This is a genomic window from Oxalicibacterium sp. (assembly GCF_035565035.1).
Classification (GTDB): domain Bacteria; phylum Pseudomonadota; class Gammaproteobacteria; order Burkholderiales; family Burkholderiaceae_D; genus Oxalicibacterium.
This window is the reverse complement of the sequence record NZ_DATMTD010000025.1, coordinates 20,999-33,234: the sequence shown is the minus strand read 5'-3', so window position 1 is coordinate 33,234 and position 12,236 is coordinate 20,999. Positions and strand designations below refer to the sequence as shown.

Annotated in this window: 10 protein-coding genes; 5 read left to right on the top strand and 5 right to left on the bottom strand. The window is 56.8% G+C overall.

Features of this window, described 5'->3' with window-relative positions; genetic code table 11:
- The first annotated feature begins 295 nt into the window (after nt 1–295).
- Nucleotides 296–847 carry a polymer-forming cytoskeletal protein gene (locus VN114_RS02785; protein ID WP_325511757.1) on the top strand — a complete coding sequence of 184 codons (552 nt, stop codon included), beginning with the start codon at nt 296–298 and terminating at the stop codon, nt 845–847.
- A 247-nt stretch (nt 848–1,094) separates the two neighbouring features.
- Here VN114_RS02785 and VN114_RS02780 read toward each other — a convergent pair whose 3' ends face one another.
- From VN114_RS02780 to yjgA, 3 genes are read right to left on the bottom strand one after another with little or no spacing between them, the layout of a single operon-like run.
- On the bottom strand, nt 1,095–1,757 hold the full coding sequence (locus tag VN114_RS02780; RefSeq protein WP_325511755.1) for an alpha/beta hydrolase: 663 nt from the start codon (nt 1,755–1,757) through the stop codon (nt 1,095–1,097).
- A gap of 50 nt (nt 1,758–1,807) precedes the next feature.
- A complete protein-coding gene (gene mog, locus VN114_RS02775; protein ID WP_414694182.1) occupies nt 1,808–2,434 on the bottom strand; it encodes a molybdopterin adenylyltransferase in 627 nt (208 codons plus the stop codon).
- Entirely contained in the window at nt 2,409–3,005 is a 597-nt protein-coding gene (gene yjgA, locus VN114_RS02770; protein ID WP_325511751.1) for a ribosome biogenesis factor YjgA, read from the bottom strand. The genes mog and yjgA overlap by 26 nt, the downstream gene beginning before the upstream one ends.
- Nucleotides 3,006–3,088: 83 nt before the next feature.
- On the opposite strand from yjgA, the gene pmbA reads away from it, so the two are divergent.
- Nucleotides 3,089–4,453 (top strand): metalloprotease PmbA, encoded by a 1,365-nt coding sequence (gene pmbA / locus VN114_RS02765; RefSeq protein ID WP_325511749.1) that lies wholly within the window; start codon nt 3,089–3,091, stop codon nt 4,451–4,453.
- Nucleotides 4,454–4,599: 146 nt separating this feature from the next.
- Complete coding sequence (locus VN114_RS02760; protein WP_325511747.1) at nt 4,600–5,679, top strand: TRAP transporter substrate-binding protein; 1,080 nt, start codon at nt 4,600–4,602, stop codon at nt 5,677–5,679.
- Nucleotides 5,680–5,831: 152 nt separating this feature from the next.
- Here the strand turns inward: VN114_RS02760 and argH are convergent, their stop codons facing one another.
- Complete coding sequence (gene argH / locus VN114_RS02755; RefSeq protein ID WP_325511745.1) at nt 5,832–7,226, bottom strand: argininosuccinate lyase; 1,395 nt, start codon at nt 7,224–7,226, stop codon at nt 5,832–5,834.
- Between the two features lie 76 nt (nt 7,227–7,302).
- Here argH and VN114_RS02750 point away from each other — a divergent pair, with 76 nt between their 5' ends.
- Nucleotides 7,303–8,361, top strand: a complete 1,059-nt coding sequence (locus VN114_RS02750) for a sensor histidine kinase (protein WP_325511740.1) — start codon at nt 7,303–7,305, stop codon at nt 8,359–8,361.
- Complete coding sequence (locus VN114_RS02745; protein WP_325511737.1) at nt 8,358–9,170, top strand: LytTR family DNA-binding domain-containing protein; 813 nt, start codon at nt 8,358–8,360, stop codon at nt 9,168–9,170. Before VN114_RS02750 ends, VN114_RS02745 begins: the two co-directional genes overlap by 4 nt.
- Before the next feature lie 81 nt (nt 9,171–9,251).
- Here the strand turns inward: VN114_RS02745 and ppc are convergent, their stop codons facing one another.
- Nucleotides 9,252–12,095 carry a phosphoenolpyruvate carboxylase gene (ppc, locus tag VN114_RS02740; RefSeq protein WP_325511735.1) on the bottom strand — a complete coding sequence of 948 codons (2,844 nt, stop codon included), beginning with the start codon at nt 12,093–12,095 and terminating at the stop codon, nt 9,252–9,254.
- Nucleotides 12,096–12,236 lie beyond the last annotated feature (141 nt).

The following is a 12,236-nucleotide window of genomic DNA, read 5'->3' as shown; positions in this document are numbered from 1 at the left end:
AATAAATCAGGATCGAGTTTCGTGTGCCTAAAAAATAAGCACGATCGATTTTACAAAAAATGTAACAAATACGAACTTTCGTGAACGTCGACACACCAATTGATGGTTTTGCAACGGACATGCGTTAGCGGGATTTTCCCTCTGGAAAACTATTGATTCGCTGCATTACTCAAGCGCAAAAATCAGCAAGCCGCAACCATCGATTCGGCGCAGTTCGGCGATGTGCAGCTCACGCTGCGAGCGTACTGATTTGTTTTTAACTACGTCATCGCGACAATCCATTCCAGGAGACTTCATGCTTCGATCCGATACGCTTTTTGGCAAGCGCGACGCCAATTCGCCTAATCCTCCACTCAGCACGACCCCAACTTCCTCGGTACTTTCCAATACGTCCGGCACTGCCGGTGCCGGTTTTCAGAAATCTTCCACAGTCGCTAATAATGGCAGCAACGTTGCTCAGCATTCTGCCTCGACCACGAATGAAGTCGGCAGCAAGTTGATCGTCGGCCCCAACATCAAGTTGAAAGGCGTCGAGATCACCGATTGCGACACGCTTGTCGTTGAAGGTTTCGTCGAAGCGACGATGGATTCACGCGTGATCCAGATTGCGAAAAACGGCTCGTTCAAGGGATCGGCCGGGATCGACATCGCCGAGATTCATGGTGAATTCGATGGCGATCTGACGGTGCGCCAGAAGCTGGTGATTTATGCAACCGGTAAGGTCTCCGGCAAGATTCGTTACGGCAATGTCGTCATTGAAGAAGGCGGTCAACTGACGGGTGATGTGCAGGTCGGAGGCAATGTTTCCGCTGCGCCGAAAAATCTGTCTGTGGCGAAAGGCGGCTGAGCCCGACTTCCCTGAAGCGGCTGTTAAATGCCCATGGTTATCGCCAGCGCGGTGACCATGGGCGTTTGTGTATCGCCGTTTCATCGCTTTTCCGTCGGGCTTGAATTCTGCCGAACGGGCCAAGACGCTGACATTCAAATCGCCGGTGCTGCGGGATTTTGTGCGACATGAAAAAAGCACGCTCCGGAAGGTAGCGTGCTTTTTTTGTATGCAAAGGTGACTGTGGCGTTGCCTTCGTACCTCGGTATTACTTCAGCACGCGCTTGAGGAAGTTGCTGATGTCGGTGATTTCTTCCATGCAGACCGAGTGCGGCATATTGTACTCATGCCAGTCGACGTCGTAGCCGTGCTTCTTCAGCAATGCCAGCGATTGCTGTGCGCGCGTAATGGGAATGACCTGATCACCGCGGCCGTGGCCGTAATAAATTGGCGTGTTCTTGTTGGCTTCGCTGCGTTCGGCCTCGAACGACGATTCCAGCGGCAGATAACCGGACAGGCCGATCAGTCCGCCCAGCTTTTCCGGATAACGCAGGCCGGTCTGGAAGGTCATGGCGCATCCCTGCGAAAAACCGGCAAGCAGGATTTTGTCCGTAGCGATGCCGCGTTCCTTCTCGCGCTCGATCAAGGCATTGATATCGGCCTGCGAACTGCGCAGACTTTTTTCGTCGTCGTCGCGACCGAATTCGCTGGACGAGATATCGAACCATGCCGGCATCAGGCGACCGCCGTTGATCGTGACTTCCAGCATCGGTGCATGCGGGAAGACAAAGCGAATGCCGGGACAGCCTGTCAAATCCAGTTCCTTGACGATAGGAACGAAGTCGTTACCATCGGCACCGAGGCCATGCATCCAGATGATGGCAACGGTAGGGTTGGGAGCAGTGGCGAGTTCGACGGATTTCAGGGTCATGATGTGAATAGGATTGCGTTGGAATGCTGATTGAAAGACAAGTGCGAAAATTATCCGGCCGGGCGTACGGCGTTCTTCGGACGCCACGCCTTGCAAACGGTTTCGTTGGTTTCGACGTACGGGCCGCCGATCAGATCGATGCAGTACGGGACTGCGGCGAAAATGCCGCCGACAAGTTGCTTGCCTTCGGCATCACGCAAACCTTCAAGCGTTTCCTTGATCGATTTCGGCTGGCCGGGCAGGTTCATGATCAATGCAGCGTGATCGGCCGTTTCGCGAATCACGGAAACCTGACGTGACAGGATCGCAGTCGGGACGAAATTCAGGCTGATCTGACGCATCTGCTCGCCAAAGCCGGGCATTTCCTTGGTGCCGACCGCCAGCGTTGCTTCCGGCGTCACATCGCGTCGCGCAGGGCCTGTGCCGCCAGTGGTGATGACAAGGTTGCAGCGTTCGACATCCACCAGTTCGATCAGCGCTTTTTCGATTGCCGCTTGTTCATCGGGAATCAGTCGCGTCACCATCTGCCACGGGCTGCTCAATGCGGACGCAAACCATGTCTGCAGCGCGGGGATGCCCTGATCTTCATAAACGCCGCTGGAGGCGCGGTCGGAAACCGATACCAGGCCTATTCGCAACATCTGGAGTTCGTCAGGATTGCTGTTCGCCATTGTCATCCTCGTCGTTTGCATCCTGCGATTGTGCGGCTGGAGCCTGCAGCGATTTCAGAATCTGGAAAATTTCGCGATAGGCTTTCGGCGGCTTGTTCTCTGCCTGTTCCTTGCGCGCATTGCGGATCAGCGTACGCAGATGCTGCGCTTCAAGCTGCGGATTTTCTGCCAGTAGTTGCGTCAATGCCTTGTCATCGGTCAGCAGTTTGTCACGCTTGCGTTCGATTGCATGCAGCGCGGCAGTCTCGGACTTGGATGCCCCTTTCCAGCTGTCGAGCATTTTCTGGATGGCGGCAATCTCGTCTTCGTCGAGCGTGCGCATTTTCTTGCCGACATACTGGGTCTGGCGACGTCGGCCTTCGTGATCCTTGATCTGCTGACATTCAAGGATGGCTTCACGCACGTCTTCCGGCATGGGGACGCGTTTGACGCGATCGCGTGGTTCGGCAATCAACTCTTCGCCGAGTTTTTGCAATGCCGTCATCTGGCGCTTGAGTTCGGATTTGGAAGGGCGGTCGTATTCCTGTTCGAACTCGTTCGAATTGAAACCGACGGCGCCGCGATTTGCATTTGGCATGATGATTTAGTGAGGCGCTCAGGCCATTCTGTGACAGGCTGCTATGATAACCGTTTTACAGATATTCCCGAAGAAACGACCTCATGAGCGACTCCGTATTTACCCATAGCCAGGACCAGTTGAAACAATTCGCGCAGGATGTGTTGCGTTATGCAAAGGAAAAAGGCGCATCCGGTGCCGCGGTAGAAATCAGCGAAGGCAGCGGCTTGTCGGTATCCGTGCGCAAGGGCGAGGTGGAAACGATCGAGCAGAACAAGGACAAGGGCATGGGCGTCACCGTCTATCTGGGCGAAGAGCGCCATGTCCGCCGCGGCAATGCCAGCACGTCAGATTTTTCCCAGAAGGCCTTGAAGGATACGGTCGAGGCGGCGTACAACATTGCGCGTTTTACCGCGGAAGACGATTGCGCCGGCCTGCCGGACGAAGACATGCTGGAACGCAATCCGCGCGATCTGCAATTGTGCTATCCATGGCTGCTCTCCACAGAAGAAGCGATCGAGCTGGCGAAGCGTGGCGAAGCGGCCGCATTCGATGTCGACAAGCGCATCACCAACAGTGAAGGCGCCAGTGTCTACGCGCAGCAATCGCATTTCGTCGCGGCGAATTCGCGCGGCTTCATCGGCGGCTATCCCTATTCGCGCCACACCATTTCGGTTGCGCCGATTGCAGGCAAGGGCAGCAACATGCAGCGCGACGACTGGTATTCGTCGATGCGCGATCCGAAGAAACTGGCGAAGCCGGAAGCAATCGGCCGTTACGCCGCACAGCGCGCGCTGGCGCGGCTGAATGCGCGCAAGCTGGACACGCGCAAATGCCCGGTTCTGTTTGAAGCACCGCTGGCTGCAGGCTTGCTCGGTGCGTTCGTGCAGGCCGTGTCCGGCGGTGCGCTGTATCGCAAATCGACTTTCCTGCTGGATTCGCTCGGCAAGCAGGCATTGTCATCGCATATTCAGATTGTCGAAGATCCGCATGTCATCGGTGCAGTCGGTTCGACACCGTTCGATGAAGAGGGGGTACGCACCGATCGTCGCGACGTGGTCCGCGACGGTGTGGTGCAGGGTTATTTTCTGTCGACCTATTCGGCGCGCAAGCTGGGCATGAAGACGACCGGCAATGCAGGCGGTTCGCACAATCTGTCGATGACGTCGTCGCTGACGAAGCCTACCGACGATTTCAGGGCAATGCTGAAGAAATTGGACACGGGTTTGCTCGTGACCGAACTGATGGGACAAGGCGTCAATTACGTGACCGGCGATTATTCGCGCGGCGCGTCCGGCTTCTGGGTTGAAAAAGGCGTGATCCAGTATCCGGTCGAAGAGATCACGATTGCGGGCAACATGAAAGACATCTTCATGCAGATCGCAGCGATCGGTGCCGATACGCTGGTGCGCGGCACCAAGCAAACCGGTTCCATCCTGATTGAAAATATGGTCGTTGCGGGCAGCTAGGAATAGTGTGAAAACAGTATTTTCGTAGTAAGGTAACGCTCGTTGTACATGCTGCGTACAGTCTTACGTGAGACTTACAAATTTGCTTTGCATGGAGTCGTTCGTCGATTTCATGAGATGTGCTGTTAAACCAATCAGGAGACAAAATGGAACGTCGTTCATTCCTAAAGAAAGCGGCAGTCGGCGCGTCGGTTGGCGCAATTGCGGCCCCAACCTTTGCGCAAGCCAACCCGACGATCAACTGGCGTCTGGCATCGAGCTTCCCGAAATCGCTGGACACGATCTACGGTGCAGCTGACACCTTCGTCAAACGCGTATCGCAACTGACCGATGGCAAATTCAACATTCGTCCGTTCGCGGGCGGCGAGATCGTTCCTGCATTGCAGGTGATGGACGCTGTTCAGGCCGGTACGGTCGAGATGGGCCATTCGGCTTCTTACTATTACTATGGCAAGGATGCGACATTCGCATTTGATGCCGCGGTTCCTTTCGGCCTCACCTCGCGTCAGCAAACCGCCTGGTTCGACCAAGGTGGCGGACGTGAGCTGACGCGTGAATTCTTCAAGGGTTATGGCGTCGTCAATTTCCTCGGCGGGAATACCGGTACGCAAATGGGCGGCTGGTTCCGCAAGGAAGTCAAGGAAGTCAAAGACCTGCAAGGTCTGAAAATGCGTATCGGCGGATTTGCCGGCGCAGTGATGCAGCGCCTCGGTCTTGTGCCGCAACAGATCGCCGGCGGCGACATCTATCCTGCGCTGGAAAAAGGCACGATCGATGCTGCCGAATGGATCGGCCCGTACGACGATGAAAAACTCGGCTTCAACAAGGTTGCGCCGTTCTACTACACGCCAGGCTGGTGGGAACCGAGCCTGCAACTGTCGTTCTACATCGGTATCAAGGAATGGGAAAAACTGCCGAAGGCTTATCAGGCCGCAGTGGAAGCCGCTTCGTATGATGCACACGTCGTGATGCAGGCGCAATACGATGCACGCAACCCGGCTGCGCTGGCCCGTCTGCTGAAGAACGGTGTCAAGCTGCGCGCTTTCTCGAAGCCGATCATGGAAGCCTGCTACAAGGCAGCGACCGATGTGATGGAAGAGGAGGCGGCGAAGAATGCGAAGTTCAAGAAAATCTATGAACCGTGGAAACGCTTCCGCCAGGATCAGAACCAGTGGTATTCGGTTGCGGAAGCACCGATCCAGAACTTCATGATCGGCCGCAAGTAATCGCTTTCTGTCTTTCCGAAACCCGCAGCGCCGAGAAGGCCCTGCGGGTTTTTTCATGGTTGAAAATACGGCGTCTAGACGTCGTCGCCAGATATAAAAAATCCCGCAAGTAGCGGGATTTTCGACAAGGCAAGAAGCGTTGAACGAAGCGCTTATCCGAGTATCTTGCGATGCCGTGCAATCGCGGCGCGCACCTGTTGCGGTGCCGTACCGCCGATATGATTGCGTGCCGCAACCGAGCCTTCCAGAGTCAAAACCTCGAAAATATCTTTTTCGATCAATGGCGAAAATACACGCATTTCGTCCAGTGACATATCGCTGAGGTCGCACTGGCGATCGACGCAGGCACGTACTGCGAGCGCAACAGCTTCGTGCGCATCGCGGAATGGCAGGCCTTTTTTCACCAGATAATCGGCGAGGTCGGTTGCGGTTGCGTAGCCTTGCAGGGCTGCGGCGCGCATTGCATCCGGTTTGACAGTGATGCCGCGCGCCATGTCGGCAAAGATGCGCAGCGTATCCACGACGGTATCGACGGTATCGAACAGCGGTTCCTTGTCTTCCTGATTGTCCTTGTTGTAGGCCAGCGGCTGGCCTTTCATCAGGGTCAGCAGTGCAATGACATGACCGTTGACGCGGCCGGTTTTGCCGCGTGCCAGTTCCGGCACGTCGGGATTTTTCTTTTGCGGCATGATCGACGAGCCGGTGCAGAAGCGGTCGGCGATGTCGATGAAGCCGACGCGCGGGCTCATCCAGATCACCAGTTCTTCCGACATGCGCGATACGTGCGTCATGATCAGCGCTGCAGCGGCACAGAATTCGATCGCAAAGTCGCGGTCGGAAACCGCATCCAGCGAGTTGTGACAAACGTCTTCGAAACCGAGCGTCTTCGCCACGCGTTCACGATCGATCGGAAAGGTGGTACCGGCCAGCGCGGCCGCACCTAGTGGCAAACGGTTGACGCGTTTGCGTGCGTCGAGCATCCGCTCTGCATCGCGACCGAACATCTCGACGTAGGCCAGCATGTGATGGCCGAACGTGATCGGTTGCGCGACTTGCATGTGCGTAAAGCCCGGCAGAATCGTTTCCGCATGTTGTTCCGCCAGATCCAGCAGAGCCAGACGAAGATCGCGCAACAGGCCGACGATGTTGTCGATTTCGCTGCGCACATACAGCCGAATGTCGGTCGCAACCTGATCATTGCGCGAGCGGCCGGTGTGCAGGCGTTTGCCGGCGTCGCCGACCAGTTCGGTCAGGCGTTTTTCGATGTTCAGGTGGACGTCTTCCAGGTCCAGCAACCATTCGAACTTGCCGGAAGCGATTTCTTCCTGGATTTGCGCCATGCCGCGCTGGATGTCGGTAAGATCCTGTGCGCTGATGATGCGTTGGTGCGCCAGCATCTCGGCATGCGCAAGCGAACCCTGAATGTCGACCTGGGCCAGACGCTTGTCGAAGAAGACCGACGCGGTATAGCGCTTGACCAGATCGGAAACGGGTTCATTGAAACGCGCCGACCAGGCCTCGCTTTTCTTGGAAAGTTGTGCTGTCATAATGGGTCCTAAGGAATACGCGATTATAAGACAAGCGCACCCGCAAGCCTAACCACGACGTGATAAATCCTTGACCATGCAGCCTTTGCCAGATACCGCGTCCGCATCTGCATCCCTTTCCCCGATCGAGATCGTGATACCGGATTGTTGCAATATCGGCATCATGGTCAGAGCGCTGCTGTTCATCAATGGCGCTGTACTGACTGCCATCCTGCTCACGTCGTCCAGTCTCCAAAGCGGCATGCTGGCCTTTGTCGAGGCGTCGATGCTGGTCGAACTGGCCAGCCTGACATCGTTGTTCGCGTTGTGCGGCTTGCGCCGCCTTATCCGCACTATTCCGCAATGGGGGCAGCGCGTTGCGTGTGCCCTCGTTCCCGGAGCCATTACGGGCCTGATCATTCACTATGTTTTGAGCGGAGACGAGTCGCCTATCGTGCTGACCCGAGTGACACCGCTGGAAGGCATCGTTTGTGCGGCTCTGTTCGGTATGCTGCTGCAGCATTATTTCGAGTTGCGTACGCGTGCATTCTCCCCGGCGTTGGCGGAAGCGCGATTGCAGGCGTTGCAGGCGAGAATCCGACCGCACTTTTTGTTCAACAGCCTGAACGCCGTGCTGTCACTGATCCGCACCGAACCGCGCCGTGCGGAAACGACGCTGGAGGATCTTGCCGATCTGTTTCGCGTGCTGATGCGCGACGCACGTGACATCACGACGCTTGGCAACGAAATCAGGATAGGCATGCAGTATCTTTCGGTGGAAAAGGTCAGGCTGGGCGAACGGCTGCACGTCGACTGGAATCTGAACGATATCTCCGGCGATACGTTGCAAAAGGCGGCGGTGCCTGCATTGCTGCTGCAACCATTGCTGGAAAATGCCATTCATTACGGAGTCGAACCGTCTCAGCAGCGCGCAACGATTCGCGTTGGTGCCCGCAGAGTGCGTGACCGCATCGAGATCGTGATCACCAATCCGTTTCATGCCGATACTGTTTCGACCGGCAATCATATGGCGTTGAACAATATTCGGGAACGCATGGCCTTGTTGTATGACGTGGAGGGGCAATTGACGACACAGGTTATTGACGGATTGTTCCGTGTACATCTTTCCTTGCCTTACAGGAAGGTCGACGCATGACATCGCTCGCTTTGCCGCGCATTTTCATTGTCGATGACGAGGCGCCGGCACGTGCGCGACTGAAGACCCTGTTGTCGGATATCGCGACAGAATGCCCGCATGAACTGGCCGGCGAAGCGTCACAGGCGCAACAGGCGCTCGACCTGATTGCCCAGTTGAATCCGGATATCGTGTTGCTGGATGTGCAGATGCCGGGCATGACCGGCATAGAAATGGCAGGCCATCTGGCGCAGGGCGAAACGGCCGCGCCTGCCATCATTTTCGTGACGGCCTTTGACGAATATGCGCTGAAGGCATTCGAGGTACATGCACTGGATTATCTGCTCAAGCCGGTACGTGCTTCGCGGCTCGCAGATGCAATCCGTCGTGCAGTTTCGTTGAAACCGAATGCATCGATGCAAAAGCAGCCAATCGCGGGCGTCGCTTCTACGCTGCAGTCGGTACGCCGGAATTTTTCGGTTCAGGAAAGAGGGCGTCTCCTGCTGGTGCCGATAACGGATGTGTTGTATCTAAAGGCCGAGGCGAAGTACGTGACATTACGCACACGTGAGCGAGAATACCTGATCGAAGGTGCGCTATCTGCACTGGAACAGGAATTTGCGGCGCAATTCATTCGCGTGCATCGCAATGCGCTGGTTGCACGTGATGCCATTGTCGGTGTCGAGCGTGGATTGCAGGCAGTGGATGCCGACAGCGAAGGTGAAAACGACAAGATACAGGAATCGTGGCAGGTGATTTTGCGTGGCATCAATGACCGCTTGCCGATATCGCGTCGGCAGTGGCCGGCCGTAAAAGCGCTGGTGCGCTAGCCGGGCATTTTGCAAGCGGAACGTCGGCAATAAAAAAGGGAAGCACATGTGCTTCCCTTTCTGTTGGTACGGTGGTGATGATCAGCCGGTATTGCGCAAACCTGCTGCGAGACCGTTGATCGACAGGTGAATGCCACGGCGTACGCGGTCGTCCGTCTTGCCCTCTTGCATCAGCGTCCGGTGGCGCTTGATCAGTTCGACCTGCAGGTGATTCAGCGGATCGAGATAGGCGAAGCGATTCTTGATCGAACGTGCCAACAGCGGGTTGTTTGCCAGACGCTCCTTGCGGCCGGTGATCATCGTCAACGCATCCGATACGCGTTCATGCTCGGCAACGATACGCTTGAAGATGGTGTTGCGCAGACGACGGTCCTGCACCATTTCCGAATAGCGCGAAGCGACGGCCAGATCGGTCTTCGACATGACCATGTCCATGTTCGACAGCAGCGTGGCAAAAAATGGCCACTCCTTGAACATTGCACGCAGTATGGCGACGCGGCGCGGCTTGTCGGTGCCGGAAGCCAGCCACTGTTCGACCGCGCTGCCGAAGCCGTACCAGCCCGGCAGCAGCAGGCGACATTGACCCCATGAGAAACCCCACGGAATTGCGCGCAAATCCTCGATACGACGCGACGCCTTGCGCGAAGCAGGGCGCGAACCGATGTTGAGCTCGGCGATTTCCGCAATCGGTGTGGCGGAGAAGAAGTAGTCAGTGAAGCCCGGCGTTTCGTAGACCAGATCGCGATAACCCGCGTAGGCCAGTTCGGATAGTTCGTTCATCACGCTTTCGAACTCGGCCAGTTTCTTTGCGTGTTTTCCATTGAACGGATGCGGCATCAGGCTGGCTTCCAGCGTGGCAGCAACCAGCAGCGCCAGATTGCGGCGACCGATTTCCGGATTGGAGAACTTGGATGCAATGATTTCTCCCTGTTCGGTCAGACGGATCTGGCCGTTCACGGTGCCCGGTGGTTGCGCCAGGATCGCATCGTAGCTTGGACCGCCGCCGCGACCGACGGTGCCGCCACGGCCATGGAACAAACGCAGCTTGACGCCTGCGCGGTCGAATACATCGACCAGGCGCGTTTCGGCCTTGTACAGTTCCCAGTTCGACGTCAGGAAGCCGCCGTCCTTGTTGGAATCCGAATAACCGAGCATCACTTCCTGCAGATTGCCCTGCTTGGCGATCAGTTTGCGTACCTGCGGGATCGCCATCGTCTGTTCCATGATGGTGGCAGCCTGGCGCAGATCCGGAATCGTTTCGAACAGCGGAATCACCATCAGTTCGACATCTTCGTCGTCGCTGTTTGCGGCATTGCGCAGCAAGCCGGTTTCACGCTGCAGCAGCAGCACTTCCAGCAGATCGGAAACGGTTTCGGTGTGCGAGATGATGTAGTTGCGAATCGCGCGTGCACCATAGAGCTGGCGAATCTCGTGCGCGGCACGCATGATCGACAGCTCGGAGTTTGTTTCGTCCGAATAGTCGATGTATGGGGAGAACAGCAGGCGCGGCTTGTCGAGTTCGGACAGCAGCAATGCGACTTTCTGCTCCTCCGCCAATGCAGCATAGTCGGTTTCGACTTGTGCGCAACGGAACAATTCGGACAGCACGCGTTCGTGCACGTCAGAGCTTTGGCGCATGTCGAGCGTCGCCATGTGGAAGCCGAATATGTCGGCGGCGCGGCGCAGCTTGGCAAGACGCGGACGTGCAAGTGCCGCACCGTGATGCGCTTTCAGCGAATCGATCAGGGTTTGCAGGTCGTCCGCGAATTCGTCAGGAGCGGCATACGGTGCGGCCGGGCCTACTTCGCGGCGTGCAATCGTGGTGGCTCCGTGCTCGCGCGCTGTCGCCGCCAGACGGGCATAGATGCCGATCAGTGCGCGGCGATACGGTTCGTCGGCACGATGTGCAGATTGGTCCGGCGATGCATCGGCCAGCGCCTGCACCTCCGGGCTGACGCCGGCGAGAAACGCGGAAAGAGACAGCTCGGCGCCAAGCAAATGTACTTCGGAGAGATAGAAGTCGAGCACCGTCGTCGACTGCCGCGACAGTGCATAGCGCATCGTGTCGGCATTGACGTTTGGATTGCCGTCACGATCGCCGCCGATCCAGCTACCCATTTGCACGAACGGCGAAAACGTGTTTTTCGACTTGCTGCTCGCACGTTGCGGGAACTGCTCGGCCACCTCGTTGGCGATGTCTTCATACATGCCTGGCAATTCGTTCAGGAAGGTGATGCGGTAATAGGACAGTGCGTTGTTGACTTCGTCCTTGACCGACAGCTTCGAATAACGCAGCAGTCGCGTCTGCCACAGCATCGTGATGCGGGTATGCAGCAGTTGCGTGTTATCGGCGCGTTCCTTCGGCGTCATCGGCAGGTCGCGTTGTGCCAGCAGGCGGGCAATTTCGTTTTCTGCGTCGAGAATGCTCTTGCGCTGCACTTCGGTCGGATGCGCGGTCAGTACCGGCGAGATCAGTGCATCCTTGAAGAAGTCACGGACTTCGGCTCCGGAAACGCCTGCCTTGTCCAGACGCTCCAGTGCGAAAGTGACGCTGCCTTCCTGCGGGGCAGAGCCGGCCAGCAGATGCGCGCGGCGGCGGCGGTTGTGATGATGGTCTTCAGCAATATTGGCCAGATGCGAAAAATACGAGAAGGCGCGTACCACGGTGATCGTCTGTTCGCGATCGAGCTTTTTCAGCAGGCGATTCAGCTGGGCTCCCGCCTGATCGTCATCTTCACGACGGAAGCGTACCGCGGTCTGGCGAATTGTTTCCACCACTTCGAACACCGCATCGCCTTCCTGGTCGCGCAGTACGTCGCCCAGCAGGCGACCCAGCAGGCGAATGTCTTCCTTCAGCGGAGCGTCCTTGTCCTTGACAGAAGCGGCAGGAGTCGCGCGCGGACGGGTGTTCAATTGTTTTGCCATGTTGATCAGCTTGTTGATGGTGATAATGAATGGGACGGCACGCCGTTTCGCCTACAGGCGCATGCTAGAATTTCAAGCGAGACCAGATCTTCATCTGCGATGATGAACGCTGTTGCAGCGTCGCCATCGTTAGCCTGCCGA